Here is a 25630-nt window from a genome sequence, read left to right on the forward strand (position 1 = left end):
CCTGCCAAATCGGCACGGCGGACCACCGCGCACGTGACGAACTGTCCAGGGGGCATTCCCGCACGACCACCGCGGCGAGGGGCGATGCAGACCGAGGTCGAGCGCAACAAGCTGATCCAGGATCACCTGGGTTTCGTGAGAGGTCTGGCGGCCAAGGTCCGCAAGGAGACCTCGCCGGACCTGGATTTCGAGGAGCTGGTGGCGTACGGCACGCGAGGCCTCGTGGAGGCGGCGCAGCGCTTCGACCCGAGCCGCGGCGTGGCCTTCACGACCTTCGCCTACTACCGCATTCGCGGGGCGATCTACGACGGCCTTCGCGAGACGGGGTGGCTCTCGCGAAGCGAGTACGCGCGCTTCCAGGCCAGCACGAACGAGCTGCTCGAGAACCGCGTCGAGCGCAAGGAAGGCGTGGCGGCCGAGGGTCAGGACGCGGAGGGGGCTGTGCGGGCGGTGGCCCAGACCCTCGACGAGGTCGCCGCCATCTTCGTCGTCTCGCTCGACGCGTCGGAGCGCACGCGAGACCTCCCCGACCCCGACGCCGTGGACCCCACCCACGCGCTCGAGGGCGGGCAGACCAGCCGCGCCGTGCGGAACGCCGTGGCGAGTCTGCCGGCGAAGGAACGCCAGCTCATCGAGCTCTATTACTTCGACGACCTCACGCTGGAGGCGGCCGGCCAGAAGCTGGGGCTGAGCAAGTCCTGGGCCTGTCGGCTGCACGCGCGGGCCGTGAAGCTCCTGACCGAGGCGCTGGGCCCCGCGTTTTCGACCCCATAGAGCCTCGGCCCCGCTCCGGTCGGCGGCGCGCAACCTTTCTCGCGGGCCCCCGATACTCCCTGGCCTTCGAGGGAGCTCCCATGATCCAGCGCATCGGCCACCTTCTCCAGCAGCGCACGACCGGCGATCACACCTCCACGCCAACGGTTCGCGGCACCTTCGCCCAGCACCTCCGACCCTCGCAGCCCTCAGCGCCGGCAGCGCCCGCGGCGGAACCCGGAGCCGCGGCGTCGCCCGTGGCGCGGCTGGTCCACTCCACGGTGGCCGACCTGGAGCAGCAGCGACGCGAGGTCGACCAGGCCATCTCGCGCGCCCGGTCGGGGGCCAGCTTCAGCCCCGCCGAGCTCCTCGCGCTGCAAGCCCAGGTGCACGACTACAGCCTCAAGATGGAGATCTTCAGTCGCGCCGTGGACCGCGCCACCTCCGCCCTCAAAACCACGCTCAACACGCAGCTCTAACGCCCATCGCCGCCGGACGGGGTCTCCCGCGGCGGGTCAGGAGGCCCTTGCACTGACCTCGACGGGGAGCCACGCGAGCTGTCGGAGCGTCTCCCCAGGTAGGCCGACGGTCTGCATCCAGGCCGGGGGTGACGGCGGGAGGCGCGCCCCCTTGAAGAAGGGATGGGGGTGCAGGGTCACCGCCTGCCCGCGATCTTGGTGGCGGCACATCCGGCCCTCGACAATCTCCGGATAGCCCCACACCCCCCCCTCACTCTCGCTGAAGACGTGGGCCGTCAGCGTGGTCGGCACGCAGATGGGCGCTGCGCGGAGACTACGCATGGTGGCGATCGGTCCCCCGGCGTCCGAAGCCACGACCTGACCGAGCGCCTCGTCGACCTCGACCCGTACCACGCTCGGGTGCGCCGGCATCCGATGGACCTGCGACAGGAACTCGCTGGCGCGCGGATGCGTGCAGCCGATCTGCACCACGTGGACCGCGAACTTGGGCGGCGTCCAGGCAAGCACCGGGGCGACGTGTACGCCGAAGACGAGCTCGCCGTAGGCGGGTAGCGCCCCGAACGTCCCATGGAGGCCGTCTGGTGCGAAGCGAAAGAAGATGAGCGAGGCCAGCGCCACGTTGGGGCGGACCTCCACCGGGCAGAGGCGCTTGGGCACGAGGGCCAGCGCCGTGTCCACGTCGAGCTCGAAGACCGTAGACATCCCGTAGTCGAGCGTGAGCTCGATGGCGTCGGCCGGATCGTGGAGCACGCGGTCCTCCTCAGGCGGTGGTCGCGGGGCGCGCGAAACCGAAATGGTGCGCGGCGCGAATGATCACCTCCGCCGCACGAGAGAGCTGCTCTGCCGTGTGATCTGCCGTGACGAAGAGGCGGAGGCGCGCCTCCGAGACCGGCACGGCGGGGAACTCCATCACGCTGCCGTCGATCCCCTCGCGCTGCAGCCAGTCGCAGAGCTTGAGGGTGAGGCGTTCCTCGCCGTAGATCACGGGGACGATCCAGCTCTCCGTTCTGCCGACGAGGACCTGCGGCGAAAGGAGTCGCCGCAGCAGCGCCGCATTCTCGACCACCCGGCGCCGCCGCTCCGCCCCCTCGGGCCCGGCGCCGATGCGCAGCGCCGCGGTCACTCCCGCGGTCACGGCAGGATCGATGGCGCAGGAAAACATCCGGCACCTCGCGTACCAGTTGATGTACCGAGCGACCTCGCGCTTCGCGATCACCGCGCCCCCGACCCCCCCGAGCGCCTTGCTGAAGGTGACCACCAGATAGTCGACCTGGTCCAGCACCCCGTGCTCCTCACAGACGCCGCGGCCGCCGGGCCCAGCAACGAGGAACGAGTGCGCCTCGTCGACGAGCACCTGCGCGCCGAAGCGTTTCGCCACGGGGACGATCGCGCCCAGGTTCCCGAGGTCGCCGTCCGCGGAGAAGACGCCCTCCGTGCAGACGAGCACGCGGCCCGAGTCCGGCCCGAGGCCCTCTAGCACGGCCTCCAGGTCGGCGGCGTCGTTATGGTTGAAGTAGTGCACGGAGGCCCGAGAGAGCTGCGCGCCCTCGAGGATCGACATGTGCGCCGAGCGGTCCACCACCACGTGGTGTCGGCGCTTGACCACCGCGGCCAGGGTGCCTGTGTTCACGCCGTACCCCGAGGAGAAGAGGCTCACCCCGCGGCCTGGAAGGCCGAGGAAGTCCAGCAACGACGCCTCGAGGTCCTTATGGACCTGAAGGGTTCCGGCGATGACGGGAGAGCTCGCCGCGCCGAGACCGTAACGCGCGAGCGCGGCCTGTGCGGCCTCGATGACCACCGGGTGGTAGCCGAGGCCTAGGTAGTTGTACGAGGCGAGGTTGACCAGCCGGAGCGCGAGCCCACTCGTCCTCACGACCTCCACTTCCGGACGCTGCGCGCCCTGACGCAGCGCTTCGAAGGCGTAGCGCCCGTCGGCCTCGACGGCATCCATCCACTCACTGAAGCGCGTGGCCTCGGACTGTTCCCCCTCGATGCTCGAGAGGAACATGTCGTAGGTGTACTCGTAGATATCCGTCTCACCGGGGGGCATTGGCACCGCCAGCGCCCGTCTTGTGCAAGAGAGCCACGAGCTGCCCGATGTTCTTCAGCCCTTGGAGCTCAGCGCGCGGCACCCGGACGCGAAGCTCGCGCATCGAGCAACTCACGACCTCCACGATGTCGAGGCTCGAGGCGCCGAGGTCGCGCATCGATGCGTCGTGGACGACCGACTCCTTGGGGATGGTCGGTACGATCGTCGTGAGATGCTTGCACACAACCTCGAAGACCTCCTGCTCGCTCATCGGTCAGCTCTCCTGCTTTTTGGGTTCACTGGGCACCGCGCCGTCTCGGGGTTGCTCGCGCTCGGCCACACCGTTCAGGTTGTCGAAGAAGGTAAATCCCTTGTCCGCCGTGATGACCTGTCCGCCCATGGCGTCGAGCAGCCCGCTCCCGAGCGCGAGCACGACGTTCGCGAGCTCTTCGGGCGTGGTGTAGCAGTCCGCGAACCCCATGCGCTCGATGAAGTCGTTGAATTCGACGCCGAAGGTCGCGTCGAACGACTGGGTGCGGACCATGCGGCTGCGGACCACGTTGACCCGGGTGCCGTGCTCCCGCAGCCGGTACTGCAGGTACCGACACATGGTCTCGAGCACGGCCTTGGAGCAGGCCACAAAATCGTAGTTGCTGAAGTAGTGGTCCGGCCCGTCACTCGAGAGGCCGATCACGTAGGCCGGCCAGCGCCCCCAGCGACGGTGGATCTCCTCTGTATAGGCCCACATCGGCCACGCGGTGTACTCGAGGCTGCGGAAGAGGTCCCGCTTCTTCCAGTCCGCGAGGGACTCCACGCGCTTCGCGAAGGCGACGTTGGCGACGAGCACATCGACGCGGTCGTGGCGTGTGGCGATCTGCTGCATGAGGGCCACGGTGTCCTCGTCGTTCGAGGCGTCGGCCTGGCAGATGAGCGGCTCGCGCGCACCGGTGGCGGCAAACTCACCTCGCACCTGGTCCTCGTCAGCCGAGCCCCACCTGTGCGTCAAGACGACGTGGGCGCCGCAGCGCCCGTAGGCCAGCCCGGTCGCGAGCCCAATGCCAAGCGTCCCTCCGGTCACGAGGACAACGCGGGACGAGAGATCGAGGGTCATCCCATCCTCCCTGCCAGCGGGGGTAGCGTGATGCCGTGCATGAACGACTCGAGGGTCAGCGCCTCTTGCAGCGCGCGGCGTCGGGGAAGCGTGAGCGTACGCTTGAGCAACACGATGGCCTCGCGGGGCTGGGCCGCGATGCGCAACGCCAAGTCGAGCGCCTTCGCCGGGACCTCGGTCCTCGGCACGACGGCATTGACGCCTCCGCGGAGCTCGCTCCCCCGACGGAACTCTCCGGTGTAGAGCAGTTCGTGGGCGATGGCTGGGCCGAGCACGTGCTCCGCAAGACGCGTCGTGCCCATACCCGGCGTGAAGCCGAGCGACATGAAGTTGAGCCCGTAGCGGCTCTCCTCCGCAAGGACCAGGAGATCGCACGCCAGCGCCAGGGCGAAGCCCCCTCCGATGGCGGCGCCCTCGCACGCCGCGATCACGGGGACCGGCAGGTCGAGGAGCACGCGCGTCAGTCCGAGCTCGGTCGGCGCGATCTCACCGCGGACGAGCGCGCCAAGGAGCGCTGGAGATGCTCCCGAGCAAAAGACCTCGGGCAGACCGGAGAGGACGATGACCTTCCCGAGGGAGGCCGCCTCGAGGGCCGCGAGAAGGGCGGAGACGAAAGGAGGCGAGAGCGCGTTCGGCCCGTCCGGATCGATCATCTCGACCCAGGCAATGCCCTCCGGCTCGCTGCGGAGGCGAACTCGACCAGGGTCCTGGGCAGCAGACGCGAGGCTCATGTCAGCACCCACGGGGTCTCGCCCGCCTCGAAGCGCGCGCGTCGCTCCTCTGCCGCGGGTGAGGCGCGTAGCGCCGCCGTGAGCCGACAGCCCGCGAGGATCTCGGCCTCCATCGTCGCCGGGAGGCTCTTCAGGTGGCTTCGAGCCGACGCGTCGGTGCGCGAGAGCGTCCGTCGGAGCGCGGTCGGGTCGCAGGAGCTGGCGACCACGTCCACCAGGCCGAGGCGGGCGGCCTCGCTCGCGCCGATCGACTCGCCGGTCAGCGCCAGCCGGCGGAGCGGTTGCGGGAGCACGCGTTCTCGCAGGAAAGGCCAAACGATGGCGGGCGTGAGGCCAAAGACCAGCTCAGGCAGACCGAACCGGGCGTCGGGATGGGCGAGAACGAGGTCGCAGGCGGCGGCCAGACCGACCCCTCCTCCGAGGGTCTCGCCCTCGACGAAGGCCACCGTCGGCGACGGGCGTCCCCGCAAGTCGAGGAGCATCCGGGCGAGTGGCTCGAGGTCCGCGGCGGCGCTCGGGCCCGGGTCTAGGCCTCGGCAGAAGACGGACCCCTCTCCCCGAAGCAGCAGGGCCTCGTCCGAGGCGATCGCCTCGCGCAGCGTCACGGTCGACCCGACGCTCAGCGTTGCGGGAACCTGGACCTCGACGAGCCGCATCCTCAGCTCCACTCGTACTGGCGGACCCAGTCCGTCGCGCCCGCGAACACGAGCTGCTTGCGTCCCCGCACCCGCTCCTCGTACAGCCCGCCGAGGATGTCGGTGCGCACGCGGTAGTCGGCGCAATCGATCCAGGCCGTGCGCTCGTGCTCCGCCGCGTCGTATTCGGCGACGGAGAGAGGTTGGCGGGACGCGAGGAGGTCTTCGAGGCCCGCCGCCCGCGCTTCGTCGACCACGCCCTCCCCGAGCACGCCGCTGTAGAACTCGGCGCAGGAGCCCGAGCCGTAGGAGTAGATCCCGACCCGGTCGCCGGGACGCGCGCGCCCCGACGCGGCGAGGCCGAGGAGCGAGATGAACACGCTTCCGGCGTAGGTCGAGCCGATCCGCCGACCGAACTGGAGCGTCGGCTCGACGCGCGTGGCGAAGTCCGCGGAGGCCGCGGCCGGATCGGGCTCGCCCACGGCCCGGAGCAGCGCGCGATGGGCGCGCAGGGTGATCCCCCCGAAGGGGGCGTGGTAGACGAGGTGGGGCATCCACCGGTCGAGCGCCGCACGGCTATCGAGAGTCACACCACGCCGCCGTTCGACGGCGGCACGATACCGTTCGAAGGCCTGGTCGAGGCCTTCCAGGTAAGAGAGTAGACTCGTCTCGCTGTGACCGGTCTCTACGCGGGAGGTGGGTCGGAAGATGTCCGAAAGCTCCTGGCTATGCACGCCGGAGAGCCCGGGCTCGAGCGCCAGGAAGCGGGGGCGGCGCGACACGAGCATCGCCGTGGCGCCTCCTCCCATGATGAACTCAGGCACTTCCCCGTGGTGATTGCGGCTTTGATCGGTGGTGACGACCAGGGCCGCGGCGTCCTCCTCGGGCCACTGCGAGAGCCAGCCCGCCGCTAGCTCGAGGGCGCTCGTCCCGGCGTAGCAGGCCACCTTCAGCTCCGCCAGGCGAACCTCGTCCGGCAGCCGGAGGTACCGGTGCAGCCAGGTGGCGATCGCCTTCTCGTAGTCGAGCCCGCTCTCGCTGGCGACGAGGAGGAGCCGCACGCGGGCGCGGTCGTCGGGCCCGAGGACGCGCAGCCCGGCCTCGACCCCCATGGTCACGACATCCTCCCAGGGGGGAGAGACGGTGCGAGCGGTGAGCATCATCTGCCCGCACAGCTCCTCCACGCGGCCACCGCGGGCCTCGACGAGCGCGCGGATGTCGAGCGAGAGCCGACCGGGGTAGCAGCGGAGCTTTTCGATGCCGATGCTCATGGGACCCAGTCCAATCCGCCGGAGACAGGCAGCGTGGCTCCATTGACGTAGCCGGCCTCGGGACTACAGAGGAACAGGATCGTGGCGGTGAGCTCTCGCAGGCTCCCCATGCGCCGGAGGGGACAGTATTGAAGCGCGTACGCGGCTAGCTGCTTGGACAGCTCCTCACGCGTCATGTCGGTGTCGAAGGTCCCGGGGACGACGACGTTGGTCGTGACGCCCTTCGGACCGTACTCCTTGGCGAGAGCTCCTCCCAGGCCGTGCAAACCGGCCTTGCTCGCCGCATAGGCGGCCTGGCCGCTCGCGCCCTGCCACGTGACGGACGAGACGAGGACGATCCTGCCGAAGCGCTGCGCCACCAGCGCGGGAAGGAAGGCCCGGCAGACGAAGTAGCTCCCGGTGAGGTTGGTGTCGATGACCGCCTTCCAGTCCTCGTCGGTGAGTCCGTAGGCGAGCCCATTCAGACTCACGCCGGCGTTGCAGACCACGGCGCGAACCTCCCCGAAATCCGCGAGGACCTGATCGACCACCGTATCCACGCACGCCGAGTCGCGCACGTCGAGTGCGTACGCGGCCACTTTGCGCCCCCCCTGTCGGGCCTCGTCGGCGACGCGCTCCGCCTCCTCGCGGTGCTTGAGGTAGGTGAACGCCACGTCCCAACCGGCACGGGCCGCGTCCCTCACGAGCGCCGCGCCGATGCCGCGCGACCCTCCGGTCACGAACAGGGTCATGTCTCTCCTCGCAAGGCCTCGAGCATGACCGCGCAGAGAATCTCGTTGCTCCGCAGCACCTGGCCTGCGATGCGCACCGTCCACCCGTCGTCCTCGAGCAGCTCGGCGAGGAGGGTGAGGGTATCGCCGGGGCGCGCCGCGCCCACGAACTCGGCACCGTGAACGCGGATCAGCCGCACGCTCGCCGGTCGCTCGGGAAGCGTGCCCCGCGCGAGGGGCTCACCCAAGCAGAGCCCGAGCTGTCCGGCCGCCTCGAGCAAGAGCGCTCCCGGATAGATCGGCTCCTCCGGGAAGTGTCCGGCGAAGATGGGGTCCGCCGGATCGAGCCAGCGGTCGCCGCGAGCCCGCCCGCCCGCCTCGTCGGCGCCCAGGAGGTGGTCGACGAGAAGGAGCGGCGGCCGGTGGGGGAGCAATCGCACAAGCGCATCGCGACCCCAGTCGAGTCGCCGCGGCAGCTCGCCGAAGAGCGGCTCCCGACGGAGGCGGCGGAGCAGCGCTGAAGGCTCAGGCAAGAGCACGGCGTATGCCCTCCATGGCGGCTCGGAAGCCAGCTTCCGGGGCCTCCGGGCCCGCGGGGTCAACGGCGAAGACGGGCAACTCGGGCTTCCATCGGCGCAAGAGCGCGGCCAGCGAGGCCCTCGGGCCAACCTCGAGGAACACCGCTCCGGGATAGCGCGCGAGGACCGCTTCGATCAGCGCCCGCCAGCGAACTGGCTCGAAGACGTGGCGCGCGAGGAGCTCGACGAAGGTGCCCGGACCCGCCTCGTGCACAGCCCCACCCACCACGTTCGACCAATAGGTCGCGATGGGTCTCCAGGGCGTTGCCACGAGGTGGGGGCGCAGCGTCTCGGCCGCGGGAGCGAAGGCGGGCGTGTGCATGGGGATGCGGGACTCGATGAGGTCGCCGTAGACGTAGTGTTCTTCCTCGGCCCGTGCGAGCACTCGCGTGACGGCTTCGCCTTCACCCCCGATGACGACCTGAGTGGGGGAATTGTCGCAGGCGAGCCACGCAGCTTCCCCTTCGAGCAGTCCGTCGAGCACGTCGGCGCCGAGCGGATGGAGCGCGGCCATGACTCCGGGGGGACCGGCGTCGTAGACCGCCCCACGCGCGTCGACCAGGTCGCGGGCGGCGTCCTCCTCGAGCGCGCCGGCTTGCACGAGGTGCGAGTACTCGCCGAGACTGTGGCCCGCGGACGCGGTCGGGACGACCCCATGCCGCGCCACGACGGCGGCCCAGGCGCGCGAAGCGCCGAACACGGCGAGCTGCACGGCGCGATTATCGCCGAGAGCCTCCTCCTGCACGCCACGACCGCAAAGCTCGGTTCGAGCCGCCGCGGCCACGTCCGGCGCGACCGCCGCCAGCCGGGAGAACATCTCCGGGTCCCGCGAGCTCTGGCCCGGAAAGAGAAAGACGAGCGGTCGCGTCACGGGTGTTCCACCTGCTTGGGCCCGTGCACGACAAGGACCTGCCCGCGAACGGCGTCCATGAGGCCCGACGCCAGCGCGACCACCGTGTCGAAGGCAGCCGTCAGCGCTGTTGCGTCGACCGGGCGCACCAGGTTAACCGCTGGCCCGCCGTGAAAGAGAGCTCCGGTCACGTATCGCACCGCCGTATCGACAAGTGCACTCCGCACGCGGGACAGATCGTCGTCCGCCCCAAGATCGAGGATCGCCAGGCGCGCCGGCATCGCTTCCGCAGCGCGCCAGCCGGCGAGAAGCTCGAGCACCTGCCACGCCTGCCTGGAGGCTTCATCCTGTCCACTCGGAGACTCGGCCAGCACGAGTACCGCTGTGCCGCGGGCGCCAATCGCGTCGAGGCGCTCCCGCAAGGCCGCGGGCGCGGCACCGTAGAGGTTCATGCCCCTCCCTCCATCATCAGGGGGATGACGTGGAGCGCGTGGTCGAGCAGTGGCGCGCCGCGGTCGACCGTCAGGACCCGCCCGTCGAGCCCGTCGAGGAGGCCGCTCGCCAGGGCGACGGCGGCCTCGCCGGCCTGCTCCGGCGTCACGCCGTAGCGCGCGAGGCGCCCGACGAGCCGGCCCGCCTCGTCGGGGAACATTTGCTCGAGACTCTGCGTGAGGAGGTGCCGGGTCCGCAGCACGAAGGCGCGCTGGCCCGAGCGGGAGAGCGTGGCGACGAGCGCCTCGAGCGCGGCCTTGGCCAGGGCTACCGGCACGTAGCCTGGGTAGCACCTGTCGGGGCCGTCGGACGAGGTGGCGATGACACGCGTGGGGGCGCGCCCGAGGTAGTACGTGATCGCGCGGGTGATGGCGACCACGGGCCACGCGCTCCAGTCGAGCGTGCGCCGCAGGTCCCGCTCTCGCAGCGTCAGTGGGTCGGGACAAGGGAGGGCCACGCACACGTTGCTCACGAAGACGTCGATGTGCGTGCGCCGCTCGCGCAGGAAGGAAAGGAGTCTCTCCGTGTCCGCGCTGTCGCCCGCATCCGCTTCGACGATCAGCGGGGCCACCCCTCCCACCTCTGCGAACTGGCGCGCGAGTTCTCCCTCGTCCGCGCTGTTCCACCGGTGCGTGAGCACCACGCGCGCGCCCCGCGCGCCGAAGGCGAGACCGATGGCTAGCCCCAGGCCGCGCGTGCCACCCGTCACCAGCACGGTCTGCCCATGGAAGTCGAAGGGGTTGGTCATCACTAGACCGGGCCCGGTTTCAGCAGGGAACAGCAGTTTATCCCGCCGAAGCCGAAACTGTTCTTGAGCACGTGGCGCGGCCGCAGATCGGCCCCAGCGTTCGCGCACACGTCCAGGTCGATCTGGGGATCGAGGACCTCAACGTTGATCGACGGGTGCAGCCGCCCGCCGCGCATCTGGAGGATCGCCGCGACGGTCTCGACCGCCGGTGCCGACCAGCAGGTGTGACCGAGCATCGACTTGGGCGCGTTAATCTTGAGGTTCTGCGCGTGGGCCCCGAAGACCTCGTGCAGTGCGCGGAGCTCCGAGACATCGCCGAGCTGGGTCGACGTGGCGTGCGCGCACACGAAGTCCACCTCTTCCTTCGGAACCCCGGTCTCCGCGAGAAGCTGCCCGATCGTCCGGCTCTGACCTTCCGTGCTGGGCGCCGGGAGATGCGAGCCGTCGGAGGTAGCCACGCACCCGAGCACTTCGGCGTAGATGCGGGCGTCGCGCCGCCGCGCGTGCTCGAGCTCCTCGAGCACGAGGGCCGCAGCCCCGTGGGAAGGGACGAAGCCCTCGCGGTGGAGGTCGAAGGGCCGGCTCGCGCGTTCCGGCGCGTCGTTGAAGGACTGGAACGAGATGGCGCCGAGCAGCGCCATGGCATGCAGGCCGATCGGCGAGAAGTCCAGGCACGCGCCCGCGAGCAACACGACGTCCAGCCCGTGGTGGCGGATCTCGTCGAGCCCGGCGCGCAGTCCGAGGTTCGCCGAGGCGCACGCCCCGCCCATGGTATAGGTGGGGCCGCGAAGCCCGAGCGCCTCGCCGATACTGGCCGCGTGGTCGGTGTCCAGGTCGAGCACCCCGATCTGGGCGTCCATCCAGTCCGGCTCCTCCATGAACACGTGGTGCTGCCGGATGAGATAGTGCTCGTTCAGGTTGTGCCCGCCCACGATGACCCCGGCCCGGCTCGGGTCGAAGCCAAACCCGAGCGCGGCGTCGAGCCACCCGTCGAGGCCGACGATCAGGCTCAACCGGGTAGACATGGGAGCCGTGCGAAAGAGCTTGCTCAGCCGTGCGTGGTGCTCCTCGGGGATGCGCTCGAGCAGCGCCTGGAGGCGCGCGGCCGCGTCATAGCCAGACAAGTCGCCTCCGACCTTCGAGTAGACGCGGGGGTCGTCGAAGAACTTCCATCGGGTGATTGCCGAACGGCCGGCGAGCAAGCTCTGATAGAAGGCGCCCAGCTCGTCGCCGAGCGGCGTGACGACCCCCATCCCCGTGACCACGACGCGGCGACGCATATTCCCCAGGAGCGTGTTTCTGAGAAGGAAAGCAGCGCAACGCTATACAACGATCCGGCTGAGGGCAAGCGGAATGGCCTCGTGCCGCGATGCCACCGTCGGCCGCTCCACAGTTCCGGCCTCGCCCATCGCACGTTGACCCCCCGCGCCGCCCTGAGTAAGGTCGGTACCTCGTCATCCTCTGGGGGCCTCCGATGCGACCTTTCCGATCCGGCATCCTGCTGCTCGCGCTCGCAGCCAGCTCCGGCTGCACCGTCGAGCTGCTCCACGACATCGACGAGTCCGAGGCCAACGAGATCCTCGACGCGCTCCAGCGGGACGGAATCGGTGCGAAGAAGCACCGGGTGACCCAGGGCAACAAGCCGACCTACATGCTCGAGGTGCGCCGCGCCGACGCGCCGCAAGCCTGGCGCATCCTCCGGCAGCAGAGTCTCCCGCAGCCGAAGCGCAGCGGCCTCGGGGAGGTCTTCGGGAAGGTGGGGCTCGTGCCCACGGCAACCCAGGAGCGCGCGATGCTGCGGCACGCTCTGTCGGGAGAGCTCTCCCGGACCCTGCAGAGCGTGGAGGGAGTGCGAGAGGCGCGCGTGCACGTGGTCCTGCCCGAACGCGACCCGCTCGCGCCCCTCGACGCGGCGGCGCCCCGGCCGCGGGCGTCGGTGCTGCTCAAGGTGGCAGGCACCGCGCCCCTCACCGAACCGCAGGTCCGTCAGCTCGTGGCCGGCGCGGTGGACGGCCTCGATGCGGCATCGGTGAGCGTGGTCATCGTGCGCGGGCAGCCGGCCCCGAGCCGAGCCGCGGAGGTCGCGGCCCTGGCCTCCGTGGGGCCGTTCGTGGTGGACGCCTCGAGTCGCGCCACCCTCCTCGTGACGCTGGTGGGAATGGTCCTCGCGCTCTTGACGCTGGGCCTCGGCCTGCTCTTTGCGCTCAGGCGACAGCGGAGTCTGCGATTGGCCCTCGTGGACGCGCAGGCGGCGCCGACCGGCCTCGCCGCGGTGGACCTGGACTCGAGCCTGGCCTTGCTCAACCGCTCGCTGCAGGTCTCGCGCCCCGGGGGCTCGCGTACGGGCAACCGGCTCTCCTGATAGCGGGCCGCCCTACTGCAGCAGGAAGGGGTAGGTGATGGTCATGTCCTTCCCCTTGAACTTGGGGAAGCGCGCTCCCTTCACCGCGTTTGCCACGCAGGTGCCCGTGTCGGTGCCGAGGAACTTCCCCTTGATCATGACCTCCTGCACCGTGCCGTCGCCCTTGATCGACAGCTTCACGGTGGCCGTGCCCTCGATCTGGTACTTGTCGTAACAGGCCTGGACGTTCCCTCGGACCTTCTGCATGCCCCCGCGGATCTGATTCATCGCGAGCTGCTCGGGAAGATCCGCGTCTCCTGCCGCGCCCGCCGCGGGGGCCGCCGCCTTCTTCGGCTTCGCGCCGGCCGCCTTGCCACCGATCGCGCTGTCGATGAGAGAATCCAAAGCATCCCCCTTGCCGGCCTTCTTGGGCGCTTCGCCCTCGCCTCCCTCGTCGTCTGCCTTGGCCTTCTTCTCCTTCGGACGCGCCTCGGAGGCCGGCTCTCCCTCGTCCCCACCCTTGCCTTCGGCGGCCCCGCCGCGCGCGGCCACCTTGACGGCCTTGCCCCGGCGCTTGGCCGACGCCTCCTCACGGCGGCTCCCCTCGGCCGCCGCTGCGCCCTCGGGCTTCGCTTCTCCCTCGGTCCCGCCAGCCTTCTGCTCCTCGGAAGCCGGCGCCCCCGCGCCACCCGAAGGCTGCGTCTCCGCCGCCGGCGCGGTGGCCACGGCCGCCGGGGCGGACCCGGGCGCGGCCCCCGCCGTCGGCTCCCCGGACGGAGCCCCTGAGGGAGCCGGCGTCGCCGGAGGCGGCTGCATGCGCTGGTACGCCAGGACGCCGCCCGTCACGATGGCGGCCGCCATCACGAAGGCCACGGGCCAGCGGTACGAGGTCTTCTGCTGCGCCGGCGGCGCGAGCGGCGTCACGTGCCCCACCACGGGCGAGGCCTGCTCCACGGCGGGCTGGGGCCGCGTCTCGGGCCTCCGCTCCGGCAGATTCAGCATCTGCAGCGCGGGCGACGCCTTGAACACGAGCTCTTCGTCGGAGCTCTTGCCGTTGCTTCCCGGGCCAGTCCAGTTCCCCCCCTCACCGCCCCCCTCCGCCCGCTGCTCCACGCGCGGCCAGAAATCGTCGAAGTACCCGTGGGTCGGCTCCGGCACCATCTGACTTCTCAACAGCATGTCCAGCACTCCCTGTTCGTCGAGTTCCTGACGACACGCGCCGCAGCCCTCCAGGTGACGTGCCACCTGATCGTGCTCTGCGGCCGGAAGCTGCCTATCGACGAAGGTCGACAGCCTCTCGCGTGTCCCCTGACAATCCATCGGTGTCCCGAGAAATGAGTCGCTTCAACACGGGGCCGAGCTGACGCCTGAGCGCCGAGCGCGCCTCGTGAACCCGCCAGGCCACCGTACCCTCCGAACACTCGAGCACGGCAGCGGCCTCCCGATACGCCATTCCCTCCATGAGCACCAGCACCACCGTCGCCTTGAGCGTGTCCGAGAGGCTCTCGAACGCCACGGCCAGCTCGGCCATCGCCCGTCGCAGCTCCGCCGCGCGCTGCGGATCGGCGTCCGCCTCCTGGGCCAGCGGCGCCGGGAGCAGCCCGAGGCGCCCCGCCTCGCGATGGCGGCGCGCGTGCCGGAGCTGGTTCAACGCCACGTTCAGGGCAATCCGATAGAGCCAGGTGAAGAAGTCCGCCTGTCCCTGGAACTGCCCCAAGCGCGAATACGCTCTCACGAAGGTCTCCTGCGCCACGTCGTCCGCGTCGTCGTGGTTGCCGAGCATCCGATGCGCCAGGCCGTACACCCGACGGTGATACCGCCGAACGAGCAGCCCGAAGGCGGCGCGGTCGCCCTTCCGCGCGCGCTCGACCAGCGCCTGGCTGTCATCGCCCATGGACCATGGATCCAGAACTCTCGGCCCTTCTCGCGGCCCGGAGCGCTACCGCACCCGAGAGGGGCCCCGGCGCCGGCAGAGTTCTAGTACAGCCGACGCCTTCCCGGGTAGGACAATCGCGCCCCCCGATTCCTTGGGTGAAGAGGCGAAACTTCGGGCCGGCCCGCCTCGGCGGGGCCCCCCGGAATCACTCCCCGGAGTTGAGTTTGCGCTTCAGCGCCTGGAGTTCGTCTTCCACCTCCGGCCGGCTGGCACCGGCCGGCGCGCGCTCGGCCAGGCGGGCAAACTTGGCCTCGGTGGCCGCGTCCTTCCCGCTGAGCGACCCCTCCAGGTCCGCAAGGTCCTCCATGGCGGAGATCTTGGCCTCCAGGCGATCCATCTCCTGGAAGGCTGCGGTGCCCTTGAGCGCCCCTCCCCCCTCCTTCGCGGCCCGCGCCTGGACCTTCAGCGTCTCCTTTCGGAGCTGAACGTCCTTGAGCTTCGCCTCGAGGGCCTTCAGGGCCTGCTGGAGCTCCTCGGCCTGCGCCTCCTGCGTTGCGCGCGCCTGGCGGAGCGTCTCGAGCTCCCGTGCGAGCTCGAGCCGGTGGGCCAGCGCGTCCCGCGCCAGCCCGTCGTCCCCGGCCTGTACGGCCTGCTCCGCGCGACGATCCCACCTCACCACCTCGGCTTCGAGCTCCCCGCAGCGCATCCCCAGCCGCTTGCCCTCGGCGGTTACGGTGATGACCTCGGCCCGGGCCTGCTTCAGCCCTTCCTCCATCTGGGTGACGAGGAGCTCGATCTCCTTGGCCGGATCGATCATCTTGTCCAGGAGCTCGTTGACGTTGGACTTCACTACCCGCTGAATCCGCCCCAGGATGCCCATGGGTCGCCTCCTGCCGCTGGCCTCACGTGTGGAGGCGCCGGCCCTGGATGCTGTCTCAAGGGGGCGCGGCTGTCAAAGGCAGGTCGGGCGGCCGCGGCCTCCCTTTGACATGCAAGCTCCCCCTTGGTAGCACTCGATGGACACGCACATGCCCAAGCTCTCCGAGATCGTAGGCCAGCGACGCGCCGTGGAGCAGCTCCGCCGCGGCATGACCTCGGGCAAGCTGGCCCACGCCTTCCTGTTCACGGGGCCGTCGGGCGTGGGCAAGGCCACCACCGCGCGCGCACTGGCACAGGCGCTGAACTGCGAACTCGCTCCGGCCGAGGGGTGCGATTCGTGCGAGGCCTGCCGCAAGCTCGTGGCCGGCCTCCACCCCGACCTGATCTGGATCGCGCCCGACGGGCAGTACATCAAGATCGAGCAGGTCCGGGCCATCGAGCCCTTGCTGGCCTATCCACCGCACGAGGGCAAGGTGCGCCTCATCGTGCTCGACGGGGCAGACCAGCTGAACGCCAACGCGGCGAACGCGCTCCTCAAGGCGGTCGAGGAGCCGAAGCCGCGCACGGTCTTCGTGCTCGTCGCCTCGGCCGGACACCGGGTCGTCCCAACCCTCGTCTCCCGCTGCCAGCGGGTTCGCTTCGCGCCCCTCGCTCTGGAGGAGGTGGCCCAGGTGCTGGGCCAGGCCAGCGAGCGTCCCGAGGGCGAACGGCGGACGGTCGCCGCGCTGGCCGAGGGGAGCCCCGGCCGGGCGCTCCGCCTGCTCGGCAGCGACCAGCTCGCCGCCGCGCAACGGGCCGTGGACGCTCTCCTCGGGGCGGCCAGCGGGTCCGCCGTCGAGAGCCTCTTCGAGTCGGCGGCGGAGGCCGGCAAGGAACGCCCCGTGGCCCTCGAGGCCCTCGACCTGCTGCGCGTCTGGCTGCGAGACGTGGTGCTGGTGGCCGAGGGGCTTCATGAGGGCCGGCTGGTCCACGCGGACCGGCGGGAGGAGCTCGAGCGCATGGCGGAAGGGCGCTCTCGCGACGCCCTCCTCGGAGCGCTCCGCGCCGTCCAGGCGGCGCAGGCCGCGCTCGTCGCGAACGTGAACCCCACCATGACCCTCGAAACGATGGTCCTGCGACTGCGCCAGGGAGTCTGGGTATGACCGACGATACAGGTGCACGAGGACCGGGCCGTCCGCCGGACGGGGGAGGCGAGCGACGCAGGCCGCGGCGACGACGTCGAGGGCGCCCGAGCGGGGCCGCCCCACGCCTCCCCGGCGAAGAGGGCCGCCCGACCGGCACGGAAGCGCCGTCGGGGGCCGGGCCGGAGGGCGGACCGCCCCGGGCCGACGGTCGCGGACCCTCTCGAGGACGCCGTGGCCGCCGAGGCCGTGGGGAAGCGCGAACGGAGGGGGGCGCACGCCCCGTCTCGAGTGGAGCTGCCGAGCCTGGCGCCGAGGGCGCGGCACCGAGCGGGCCACGCGCCGACGACGCTGGCGGCACCCCCGACGCCGCGGGACGCCGCCGCCGTCGCCGCCGCCGAGGACGGGGCGCGGGTACCGGGGCCCCGACCAGCCCCCCGACCGAAGCCGGGACCGAGCCGGCGCTCCCTGCCGAGGCACGCCCCCCTCGCGAGGCGCGAGAGGCGCGAGAGCCACGCCGCCGGGAGGAGCGGGACGAGCGCGGCGTGCGCAGCGGATCGCGCGAGCCCCGCGAAGCTGGCGTTCCCCGCGAACCAGGAATTTCCGGCAGAGCCCCCCTGACCCGCGACCAGGGGCCACGCCGAGGCCCCCCGCCCGGCTCACGGGAGCGTCGCCCCGGCGGGCCAGCGAGGGAAACCCCACCTCGTCCCGCGGCGCGCACCGCCACGGGGCTCGATTTCCCGGACGAAGCCGGGTGGTCCCTCGAGGAGGAACGCCCCGCGGCCCCCTCCCCAGCGACGGCCGGAGGGCTCGGTGCGCACCCCGAGGATCTCCCCGACGACGCCGCGCCGATTCTCAGCGGGAGCTCGGTCTTCGACCTGGCGGGCGAGCCGGCCGACCCGGACGACGCGACGCTGCCCGCCGAGAGCGAGCTGACCGACGAACCCGCCACGGCGCCGCTGCGCAGCGTGGTGGGCGTCCGCATCAGCGACGGGATCCAGGGCGAGGGGGGCAAGCTCGTCGAGTTCGACGCGGCAGAGGAGCCGCTCCGGCAGGGAGACCGCGTCGTCGTGGAGACGGAGCGGGGCCTCACCATCGGCACCGTCGTCATCCCGACGACGCGCCGACTGACCAAGGGGCCGCTCCGGCGCTTCGTACGTCGGGTGGACCCCCAGGACACCCGCGCGCAGAAACGCAACGAAGCACGCGAACGCGAGGCGTACGAGTTCTGCCGGCAGCGCGTCACCGAGCGCCGGCTGCCGATGAAGCTCATCCGCGCGGAGTACCAGCACGCGGGCAACCGGGCCACCTTCTACTTCGCCTCGGAGAGCCGCATCGACTTTCGAGAGCTGGTCAAGGACCTGGCCCGTCGGCTCCACGTGCGCGTCGAGATGCGCCAGGTCGGCGTGCGCGACGAGGCGCGCATGACGGGCGGCATCGGCTCGTGCGGTCGCGAGCTCTGCTGCGCCAGCTGGCTGCAGCGCTTCGAGCCGGTCAGCATCCGCATGGCGAAGGACCAGAACCTGGTGCTCAACCCGAGCAAGGTCTCGGGGCAGTGCGGTCGACTGAAATGCTGTCTGGCCTACGAGCAGCAGGTCTACCAGGAGGCACGCAAGCAGCTGCCGAAGGTGGGCAAGCGCGTGAACACCCCCGCGGGAGAGGGGATCGTCGTGGAGCTCGACGTGCCGCGCCGGCTCGTGCGGGTGCGGTGCGCGGCCGGGACCTACGAGGTCTTTCCCGCGCAGCAGGTGAGCCTCGCCGCGCCCCCCGCCCCCGACGACTCCTCCTCCCCTCCCCGGGACTGACCGAGGCCCAGCGCATGGACACGTTCTACGTCACCACGCCGATCTACTACGTCAACGACGTACCGCACATCGGGCACGCCTACACGACCATCGTGGCCGACGTGCTCGCGCGCTACCACCGCGCCCGGGGTCGGCGCGTCTTCTTCCTCACCGGCACCGACGAGCACGGCCAGAAGATCGAGCGCGCGGCCGAGGCGGCCGGACTCTCGCCGGCGGCGTTCGTCGAGCAGGTGATGGCCCGCTTCCGGCGCGCGTGGCAGGTGCTCAACATCTCGAACGACGACTTCCTGCGCACGACGGAGCCTCGACACCGCAAGGTCGTCGAGCAGCTCTGGCAGCGCATGGCCGACAAAGGGGACATCTACCGCGGCGAGTACGACGGCCTCTATTGCGTGGGCTGCGAGGAGTACTACACCGAATCGCAGGCTGAAGGCGCGCGCTGCCCGACGCACCGCACCCCGCTCGAGCGGCTGAAGCAGTCGAGCTACTTCTTCCGCATGTCGCGCTACCAGGACGCGCTCCTCGACCACTTCGAGAAGCACCCGACCTTCGTCCAGCCCGACATCCGCAGGAACGAGATCCTGAGCTTCGTCCGCGGGGGGCTGCGCGACCTCAGCATCTCGCGCACCAGCTTCCGCTGGGGGATCCCCGTCCCCGGCGACCCCGAGCACGTGATCTACGTCTGGATCGACGCCCTCACCAACTACCTCTCCGGCCTCGGCGGCTTCGACGGGGCGGAGCGCTACCGCGACTTCTGGCCGGCCGACCTGCACCTGATGGGGAAGGACATCCTCCGCTTCCACGCCGTCTACTGGCCCTGCATGCTCCTTTCGGCCGGAGTGCCGCTGCCGAAGCAGGTCTTCGCCCACGGCTGGTGGACCATCAACGGGCAGAAGATGTCCAAGAGCCTGCGCAACGTGGTGGACCCCGAGATGCTGTGCGAGGACGTGGGGCGAGACGCCCTGCGCTACTTCCTCGTGCGAGAGACGCCCCTCGGCAACGACGGGGACTTCTCGCACGCGGCGCTCCTCCAGCGCATCAACGCCGAGCTGGCCAACGACCTCGGCAACCTGCTCAACCGCTCGGTGGCCATGGTGCACAGGTACTGGGAGGGCAAGGTTCCGCCGCTGGCGCAGGACCTCCGGGCCGAGGCCGTGGACCGGGAGCTCGTGGAGCTCGCCGCGCGGGTGGGCGAGGAGGCCGCGCGCGCGTACGAGGGGAACGCCCCCAGCCGCGCCCTCGACGCGATCTGGGAGCTGGTGCGCGCGGCGAACAAGTACGTCGACGTCACGGCGCCGTACAGCCTGATCAAGGACCCGGCGAAGAAGGGGCGCGTGGGCGAGGTGCTGGCGAACTTCCTCGAGAGCCTGCGCTGGACGGCGCTCCTCGTGGCGCCGGTGATGCCCGACAAGGCCCAGGAGCTCCTCGCCCAGCTCGGCCTCGACGCCGCGTCGAGCGCCGCGTGGCCCGAGCGCTGGGGAGGGCTCGCCGCCGGGCAGCCCCTCCCTCCGCCAATCCCCCTCTTTCCACGGATCGACGACGATCGAAAGGCGGCGCTGCTCGGCCGCTGGCAGCAGGCGGCAACCCCCGCCCAGGAGACCACGAAGGTGACTGACCCCAAGCCCGATACGAGCGCCGAAGGACCGGCGCTCCTCACCTACGACGAGTTTTCCCGCCTGGACCTGCGGGTCGGGAAGGTCCTCGAGGCGCAACGCGTCCAGGGCGCGGATCGCTTGCTCCAGCTCCGCGTGGATCTCGGGTCGGAGGTGCGCCAGATCGTGGCCGGCATCGCCGAGACGTACGCGCCGGAGGCGCTCGTGGGCCGGCAGGTGATCGTGGTGGCGAACCTGAAGCCCGCCAAGATCCGCGGCGTGGAGAGCCGGGGGATGATCCTCGCGGCCGGCGAGAAGCAGGTCCTGGCCCTGAGTGCCCTCGACGTCGAGGTCCCGCCGGGCACGAAGGTTCGCTGAGAGCGAAGGAGTGCCCGCCCAGCGCGGGTCGGAGGCCGATGCCCTCGAACGAGCCACGGATCACGGTCGAAGCCGCCCTGCGGGACCTCACGAGCCCGAAGGCCACTACCCGCGCCGACGCGGCCTGGGACCTCGACGGAGCCGCCCTCACCGACGCGAGCCTGGTGCTGGCCCTGCGGGGCGCGCTCGGGGATCCCTCACCTGAGGTGCGCCGCGCCGCCGCCTTCGCGCTGGCCGGTGCGGCCGATGCGCCCACCTGCGAGGCCCTCTCGCTCGCCGCCACCGCCGACCCGGACGGCGAGGTACGACAGGCCGCAGTGGTGGCGCTGGGGCGCCTCGGCTCCGAGGGTGGCGTGGCCGCCGTCCGGCGCGCCCTCGCCGACCCGGACCCCGACGTCCGCTTTCAGGCCACAGCCGTCGTGGTCGCGCTGGACCCGGCGAACGCGGCCCCGGCTCTCGCGCCGCTCCTCGAGGACGCTGACGCCGAAGTTCGTGGGAGCGCTGTCGCCGCCCTCGGGGACCTGCGCGCTCGCGAGCACTCGGACCTGCTGCGAGCACGCCTTCGCGACGTGGACGAGGGGGTGCAGTTCGAAGCCGCCGTCGCGCTGGCACGGCTCGACGATGCGTCGGGCGTCGAGGTGCTGCTCGCGCACCTCCGGCGACGGGACACCCGCCTTCTCGCGGCGGAGCACCTCTTCTTGGTCGCCGGACCGGAGCACCTCGCCCCCCTCCTCCAGCACGCCCGCGCTGCCCGCTTCGACCCACTTCTGCGCGTGTGGCTCGCGGGCGCGGCCGCCCGGCTCGGAGACGCCGCGAGTCAGCAGGAGCTCCTGGCGGCTCTCGACCGCAGGAACCCGCTCGTCCACGGCGTCGCCGTTCGGGTCGTAGAGGCCATCGACGCCCCCTGGGCCCGCCAGAGGGCAGCCTCGCTGGGCGGCCCCGAGCGCGCCCTTCGCAGCGGGGAGTAGGAGCGCCGCACACCTCACGCGCGGGGGAACCTGGACACCCACTCACCGGGTCGATACAGTTGTCCGAACACGTCGAGGACAGGAGGACCACGTGCCCAGGCGCTCGCGAGTGGTGCTTTGCGCTTTCTTGGTGTGCGGCTGCTCGGACGAGCGAGGCCTCCTGCCCGACGCCGGCGGGGTCGGGGACGCCTCGATCTACACCGACGGCGCGCTGACCGACGGCGGGAGCGGTGGCGACGGGTCCACCACGACCGGCGACGGCGCTAGCGTCGGCGATGGGCGGAAACCGGGGGACGGCGCGGCGCCGAAGGGCGACCTCTTCCGCATCCCCGACGGCTGGAATCCCGGGAACCAGCCCTCGTGTAACGGCACGGTCTACAAGTGCTCGAACGGCAAGGACGACGACGGGGACGGCAAGATCGACGCCCAGGACCCCGAGTGCATCGGCCCCTGCGACGACGACGAAGGCTCCTTCGGCACCGGCATACCCGGCGACAACGTGGACGCCTGCAAGCAGGACTGCTTCTTCGACGGCAACTCGGGCAGCGGCGGCGACAAGTGCGAGTGGAACCTGAAGTGCGACGCGAAGAACCCGGGGGCCAAGCTGCCCAAGCCCTGCCTCTACGACCCGAACTACAAGAACTGCCCGGGGCCTCAGACGGACGAGTGCCGCCGCGTCTGCCAGCCCCTGACGCCGAACGGCTGCGACTGCTTCGGTTGCTGCGAGGTCTACTCCGCTGGCAAGAAGTGGGTCATCTTCCTCGGCTCCGGGGCCGGCTGCAGCGCCGCCACGCCGCAGAACTGCGCCACCTGCACGCCGGTCGCGTCGTGCATGAATCCCTGCGGGGAGTGCCAGCTCTGCCTCGGCAAGACGATCGCCGACCTGCCGGCGAAGTGCTTTCCGAAGCCGGCCGACGCGGGGGTGCCTCGCGACGGCGGCGCCGGGACGCGGGACGGAGGGGGCACCATCATCTGGCCCTTCTGCCTCTCGGGAACGCCCTGCTTCAACAACAGCTACTGCCCCACGGGGCAGTACTGCATCACCGGCTGCTGCAAGAAGTTCGGCTAGGCTGAGCGTCCGTCGCGAAAGCCCGCCGACTACTCCGATCGCTTCGCCTTCTCCTCGGCCTTCTCCTTGCGCCGCGCCTCAATCAGGATGCGCGTGGGCGAGAAGTTCGGCTTCTGGTTCGGGTCGCAGTTCGGCCCGAAACCCTCGGCCTTGAACTCGCGCGACAGGTCCCCGCTCCCCTCCTTGGTCGTGGCCTCCACGCGCAGGCGATGCGTCCCCGCGCGCGACGGGCTGCAGTACGAGAGGAGGTAGTATTTCCGGCCGGCGGATTCGATCTTCGTCGCCATCTCCTCGAAGGCCTTGTTCATGTCTTCCTGGCGCTCCGCCTTCACGTACCCCGCCCGACCGATCTTGGAGAGGTGATCCTCGGAGAGCTCCGCTCCGAGACCGATGGCGTAGAGGTTCACCTGGGCTTGATCGACCTTCTCTTCGACCTTCTCCCAGGCCACCCGATGCGCGCGGTCCGTACCGTCGGTGAAGACCACCATCGTGGCAAACCGGAGCGGCATGTTGGACTTGGAGACCTGCTTCTCCAGCACCGAGACCCCCTCCACGATCGCGCCGTTCAGGTTAGTGGACGGGTCCTTGGCCTTGCGCCCGGTGAGCCAGCTCATGGCGCTGCTCACCGCGAGTCCCTGGCGCGTGAACCCGACGAGCGGGGTGAGCTTCGGCGAACCGTCGAAGCCGTACACGGCGATCTGCACCACCTGGCTCTTGCTCACCCGCTCGACGAACGCGCTCACCGCGCTGGTCAACGCGGGCAACGACCCGGACTCGGTGATGCTCCCCGACAGGTCCACGAGCAAGAGCACATAGTGCGAAACCGCCACCTCGGGGTTGAGGATCGTCTGTTTGCTCTCGAAGGGCGAAACGAGCTGGTCGTCCTCGTAGATCTTGAAGGCGTCGGCGGCGAGGGCCGGAACGCCCTGGCCACGCGAATCCTCCACGGCGAAATAGAGCACCACGTTGCTCGGCTTCTGGACGCTCGCGTGCTGGAGCTTGAGCTGGAGCCCTCCGCAGCCGCTCGCCCCGGCGAGGAGCCCGACGACAAGTCCCGAGGTGAAAATTCGCATATGGCTTCTCCGCACCGTGGCGTGGCAGTCTACTCGACGGAGGAAGCGGGCGGAATGCCCGCAACCGGCCGGCGGCTCCTTGGGGGACCCGGCCCTGCCCCGTGCGAGGCAGTTGACAGCCGCGTGCAAAACCCCTATAGATACGGACCTCAGTGTGCTGTAGACAAGGGATCTTGAGGAGTTAGCGACAATGGCCATCCGGATGGGCCTTCTGGGCAAGAAGATCGGCATGACCCAGCAGTACGACGCGAAGGGCAACTGGGCTGCCCTCTCCGTGATCGAGCTGGGTCCCTGTGTGGTGCTGGACGTGAAGACCGTCGAGCGCGACGGCTACGCGGCGATTCAGCTCGGCTTTGGCGACAAGTCGCCGCAGCGGACCAGCAAGCCCGCCGCGGGAGTCTTCGCCAAGGCGAAGACCGCCCCCAAGCGCATGGTGCGGGAGATTCGCCTGCAGCCCGACGAGATCGGCCAGTTCCACCAGGGTCAGGTGGTGCGTCTCAACGAGGTCTTCGCCCCCGGAGACGTCGTGGACGTGCGCGGCGTCTCGAGGGGGAAGGGCTTCCAGGGCGTCATGAAGCGCCACAACTTCTCCGGCTTTCGCGCGACGCACGGAACGCACGAATACTTCCGGCACGGCGGGTCGGTGGGCTGCCGTCTCACGCCGGGCCGCGTCTTCAAGGGCAAGCGCATGCCGGGCCACATGGGCGCGCGCAAGGTGTCGATCCAGAACCTCCGAGTGGCCGAGGTGCTCCCGGACAAGAACCTGCTCCTCCTGCGAGGTGCGGTGCCCGGCGCGCCCGACGGCTACGTCACCGTGCGCCACGCCGCGAAGCGACCTGGGGCGATCTTCCAGCTGAAGCGCGAGGCGCCGGCCGCGGCCGAGGCCTAAATCCCGCGCCGGTGTCCCGCCTCCGCGACCGCCGCACCCGTCACGACGCCTTCTACCGCCAAGCCAAGCGCGACCAGTACGCCGCTCGCTCGGTCTACAAGCTGCAGGAGCTCGACCAGCGCTTCCGGCTGCTCGGTCCCGGGCTGCGCGTGCTGGACCTGGGGTGCAGACCCGGCTCCTGGCTCCAGTACGCGGCGGAGCGGGTCGGTGAGGCTGGGCGCGTCGTGGGGATCGATCGCACGGCCGTGGAGGTGCCGCTCCCCGCGCACGTGCGCGTCGAGATCGGGGACGTCCTGGAGGTCACACCCGAGACGCTGCTCGGCGAGCTCCCCTGCTTCGACGTCGTGCTCTCCGATATGGCCCCGGACACGACGGGGATCGCCATGACCGACCAGGCCCGCAGCGTCGCACTCTACCTGCGGGCGCTCGAGCTGGCCGCGGCGGTCGGATGCAGCGGCTCGTCCTTCGTGGGGAAGATCTTCATGGGCGAGGGCTTCGAGGGGGCGGTGGCCGAGACGAAGCGGCTCTACGCCCGAACCAAGGTCGTCCGACCCGACGCCACCCGCAGGATCTCGAGCGAGCACTACCTCGTCGCGCAGACGAAGAAGTGACGGACATCTAAAGGAGAAGGTCCACCGGTCCCTTCCCCTCGCGCAGGATCGAGATCTCGTCGCCCATAAGACTGAGAACCGTCGACGGCTCGTGCGTCAACAGCCCGCCGTCCAGAACCAGATCGATCTGCCCCGCGAAGGCCTCCCGCACGAGATCCGCGTCCACGAGACTCTCGCCGCTTTCGGGATCCGTCGCGCTCGTATTCACCAGGGGGCGCGAGAGGGCCTGCACCAGCTCGTGACACGGGGCGCTCGCGGGGACTCGGACGCCCACCTCGCGGCGCTTCTCGAGCAACACCTTCGGCACGAGCCGGCTGGCCGGCAAGATGACCGTGTAGGGTCCGGGCAGGAGCCGGCGCAGCCACCGGTACGCGAAATCCGTGACGTACGCGTACTCCGCCACCTGAGACAGGTCGCGGCAGATGAAGCTCAGGTGATGGTCGTGCTCCAGCCCGCGGATGCGGTAGATGCGGTCGATGGCCTTGCGGTTGAAGAGGTCGCAGCCGATGCCGTAGACCGTGTCGGTCGGATACGCGATGACGCCCCCCTCCTCGAGGACGTCCGCCGCCTGCCTGATCTTCCTCGGGTTGGGCCGTTGCTCCTCGAGCACCAGCATCGGCGGCTTAGTTGCCATGCGGGCC

28 protein-coding genes are annotated in these 25630 nt (G+C 70.5%); 10 read left to right on the forward strand and 18 right to left on the reverse strand.

Annotated features, from left to right (window positions below; genetic code table 11):
• Window positions 1-84 precede the first annotated feature (84 nt).
• Together IT371_18540 and IT371_18545 are read left to right on the forward strand one after the other, a co-directional pair.
• Complete coding sequence (locus IT371_18540; GenBank protein MCC6749671.1) at window positions 85-774, forward strand: sigma-70 family RNA polymerase sigma factor; 690 nt, start codon at window positions 85-87, stop codon at window positions 772-774.
• A gap of 80 nt (window positions 775-854) precedes the next feature.
• Window positions 855-1232 carry a hypothetical protein gene (locus tag IT371_18545; protein ID MCC6749672.1) on the forward strand — a complete coding sequence of 126 codons (378 nt, stop codon included), beginning with the start codon at window positions 855-857 and terminating at the stop codon, window positions 1230-1232.
• A 36-nt stretch (window positions 1233-1268) separates the two neighbouring features.
• Here IT371_18545 and IT371_18550 read toward each other — a convergent pair whose 3' ends face one another.
• From IT371_18550 to IT371_18610, 13 genes are read right to left on the reverse strand one after another with little or no spacing between them, the layout of a single operon-like run.
• Entirely contained in the window at window positions 1269-1982 is a 714-nt protein-coding gene (locus IT371_18550; protein MCC6749673.1) for a hypothetical protein, read from the reverse strand.
• Between the two features lie 10 nt (window positions 1983-1992).
• The gene (locus IT371_18555) at window positions 1993-3282 is read right to left on the reverse strand and encodes a pyridoxal phosphate-dependent aminotransferase family protein (GenBank protein ID MCC6749674.1); all 1290 of its coding nucleotides are present in this window, start codon (window positions 3280-3282) and stop codon (window positions 1993-1995) included.
• Window positions 3269-3532 carry an acyl carrier protein gene (locus IT371_18560; protein ID MCC6749675.1) on the reverse strand — a complete coding sequence of 88 codons (264 nt, stop codon included), beginning with the start codon at window positions 3530-3532 and terminating at the stop codon, window positions 3269-3271. The genes IT371_18555 and IT371_18560 overlap by 14 nt, the downstream gene beginning before the upstream one ends.
• A gap of 3 nt (window positions 3533-3535) precedes the next feature.
• Window positions 3536-4372 carry an SDR family oxidoreductase gene (locus IT371_18565; GenBank protein MCC6749676.1) on the reverse strand — a complete coding sequence of 279 codons (837 nt, stop codon included), beginning with the start codon at window positions 4370-4372 and terminating at the stop codon, window positions 3536-3538.
• On the reverse strand, window positions 4369-5103 hold the full coding sequence (locus IT371_18570; protein MCC6749677.1) for an enoyl-CoA hydratase/isomerase family protein: 735 nt from the start codon (window positions 5101-5103) through the stop codon (window positions 4369-4371). Before IT371_18570 ends, IT371_18565 begins: the two co-directional genes overlap by 4 nt.
• Entirely contained in the window at window positions 5100-5759 is a 660-nt protein-coding gene (locus IT371_18575) for an enoyl-CoA hydratase/isomerase family protein (protein ID MCC6749678.1), read from the reverse strand. Before IT371_18575 ends, IT371_18570 begins: the two co-directional genes overlap by 4 nt.
• A gap of 2 nt (window positions 5760-5761) precedes the next feature.
• On the reverse strand, window positions 5762-7009 hold the full coding sequence (locus IT371_18580) for a hydroxymethylglutaryl-CoA synthase family protein (protein MCC6749679.1): 1248 nt from the start codon (window positions 7007-7009) through the stop codon (window positions 5762-5764).
• Entirely contained in the window at window positions 7006-7740 is a 735-nt protein-coding gene (locus IT371_18585; protein ID MCC6749680.1) for an SDR family oxidoreductase, read from the reverse strand. Before IT371_18585 ends, IT371_18580 begins: the two co-directional genes overlap by 4 nt.
• Complete coding sequence (locus IT371_18590; GenBank protein MCC6749681.1) at window positions 7737-8258, reverse strand: hypothetical protein; 522 nt, start codon at window positions 8256-8258, stop codon at window positions 7737-7739. Before IT371_18590 ends, IT371_18585 begins: the two co-directional genes overlap by 4 nt.
• Window positions 8245-9168, reverse strand: a complete 924-nt coding sequence (locus tag IT371_18595; GenBank protein MCC6749682.1) for an acyltransferase domain-containing protein — start codon at window positions 9166-9168, stop codon at window positions 8245-8247. Before IT371_18595 ends, IT371_18590 begins: the two co-directional genes overlap by 14 nt.
• Window positions 9165-9599: a hypothetical protein gene (locus tag IT371_18600; protein ID MCC6749683.1), complete on the reverse strand. Its 435-nt coding sequence runs from the start codon at window positions 9597-9599 to the stop codon at window positions 9165-9167. Before IT371_18600 ends, IT371_18595 begins: the two co-directional genes overlap by 4 nt.
• A complete protein-coding gene (locus IT371_18605; GenBank protein MCC6749684.1) occupies window positions 9596-10387 on the reverse strand; it encodes an SDR family oxidoreductase in 792 nt (263 codons plus the stop codon). The genes IT371_18600 and IT371_18605 overlap by 4 nt, the downstream gene beginning before the upstream one ends.
• Before the next feature lie 2 nt (window positions 10388-10389).
• The gene (locus IT371_18610; GenBank protein ID MCC6749685.1) at window positions 10390-11667 is read right to left on the reverse strand and encodes a beta-ketoacyl-[acyl-carrier-protein] synthase family protein; all 1278 of its coding nucleotides are present in this window, start codon (window positions 11665-11667) and stop codon (window positions 10390-10392) included.
• Window positions 11668-11861: 194 nt separating this feature from the next.
• On the opposite strand from IT371_18610, the gene IT371_18615 reads away from it, so the two are divergent.
• A complete protein-coding gene (locus tag IT371_18615; protein ID MCC6749686.1) occupies window positions 11862-12749 on the forward strand; it encodes a secretion protein in 888 nt (295 codons plus the stop codon).
• A gap of 12 nt (window positions 12750-12761) precedes the next feature.
• Here the strand turns inward: IT371_18615 and IT371_18620 are convergent, their stop codons facing one another.
• The 3 genes from IT371_18620 to IT371_18630 form a co-directional block, all read right to left on the reverse strand.
• Window positions 12762-14048 (reverse strand): AgmX/PglI C-terminal domain-containing protein, encoded by a 1287-nt coding sequence (locus tag IT371_18620; GenBank protein ID MCC6749687.1) that lies wholly within the window; start codon window positions 14046-14048, stop codon window positions 12762-12764.
• Window positions 14002-14622, reverse strand: a complete 621-nt coding sequence (locus IT371_18625) for a sigma-70 family RNA polymerase sigma factor (protein MCC6749688.1) — start codon at window positions 14620-14622, stop codon at window positions 14002-14004. Before IT371_18625 ends, IT371_18620 begins: the two co-directional genes overlap by 47 nt.
• Before the next feature lie 187 nt (window positions 14623-14809).
• Complete coding sequence (locus IT371_18630) at window positions 14810-15484, reverse strand: PspA/IM30 family protein (protein ID MCC6749689.1); 675 nt, start codon at window positions 15482-15484, stop codon at window positions 14810-14812.
• Between the two features lie 148 nt (window positions 15485-15632).
• Between IT371_18630 and holB the strand changes: the two genes are divergently transcribed.
• The 5 genes from holB to IT371_18655 all read left to right on the forward strand — a co-directional run bounded on the left by holB (window position 15633) and on the right by IT371_18655 (window position 22416).
• On the forward strand, window positions 15633-16625 hold the full coding sequence (gene holB, locus IT371_18635; GenBank protein MCC6749690.1) for a DNA polymerase III subunit delta': 993 nt from the start codon (window positions 15633-15635) through the stop codon (window positions 16623-16625).
• Between the two features lie 524 nt (window positions 16626-17149).
• Window positions 17150-18409, forward strand: a complete 1260-nt coding sequence (locus IT371_18640) for a hypothetical protein (protein ID MCC6749691.1) — start codon at window positions 17150-17152, stop codon at window positions 18407-18409.
• A 14-nt stretch (window positions 18410-18423) separates the two neighbouring features.
• Entirely contained in the window at window positions 18424-20379 is a 1956-nt protein-coding gene (metG, locus tag IT371_18645; GenBank protein ID MCC6749692.1) for a methionine--tRNA ligase, read from the forward strand.
• A 38-nt stretch (window positions 20380-20417) separates the two neighbouring features.
• Window positions 20418-21347 (forward strand): HEAT repeat domain-containing protein, encoded by a 930-nt coding sequence (locus tag IT371_18650; GenBank protein MCC6749693.1) that lies wholly within the window; start codon window positions 20418-20420, stop codon window positions 21345-21347.
• 91 nt (window positions 21348-21438) lie between these two features.
• Window positions 21439-22416, forward strand: a complete 978-nt coding sequence (locus IT371_18655) for a hypothetical protein (GenBank protein MCC6749694.1) — start codon at window positions 21439-21441, stop codon at window positions 22414-22416.
• Between the two features lie 29 nt (window positions 22417-22445).
• Here the strand turns inward: IT371_18655 and IT371_18660 are convergent, their stop codons facing one another.
• Window positions 22446-23489, reverse strand: a complete 1044-nt coding sequence (locus tag IT371_18660; protein ID MCC6749695.1) for a VWA domain-containing protein — start codon at window positions 23487-23489, stop codon at window positions 22446-22448.
• Between the two features lie 196 nt (window positions 23490-23685).
• On the opposite strand from IT371_18660, the gene rplC reads away from it, so the two are divergent.
• Both rplC and IT371_18670 read left to right on the forward strand, forming a co-directional pair.
• The gene (gene rplC, locus IT371_18665; GenBank protein MCC6749696.1) at window positions 23686-24378 is read left to right on the forward strand and encodes a 50S ribosomal protein L3; all 693 of its coding nucleotides are present in this window, start codon (window positions 23686-23688) and stop codon (window positions 24376-24378) included.
• A gap of 11 nt (window positions 24379-24389) precedes the next feature.
• The gene (locus IT371_18670; protein ID MCC6749697.1) at window positions 24390-24989 is read left to right on the forward strand and encodes an RlmE family RNA methyltransferase; all 600 of its coding nucleotides are present in this window, start codon (window positions 24390-24392) and stop codon (window positions 24987-24989) included.
• A 7-nt stretch (window positions 24990-24996) separates the two neighbouring features.
• On the opposite strand, the gene IT371_18675 is transcribed toward IT371_18670, so the two are convergent.
• Window positions 24997-25623, reverse strand: coding sequence for a threonylcarbamoyl-AMP synthase (locus IT371_18675; GenBank protein ID MCC6749698.1), 627 nt, complete (start codon window positions 25621-25623; stop codon window positions 24997-24999).
• Between the last annotated feature and the right edge of the window lie 7 nt (window positions 25624-25630).

It is taken from the genome of Deltaproteobacteria bacterium (assembly GCA_020848905.1).
Classification (GTDB): domain Bacteria; phylum Myxococcota_A; class Polyangia.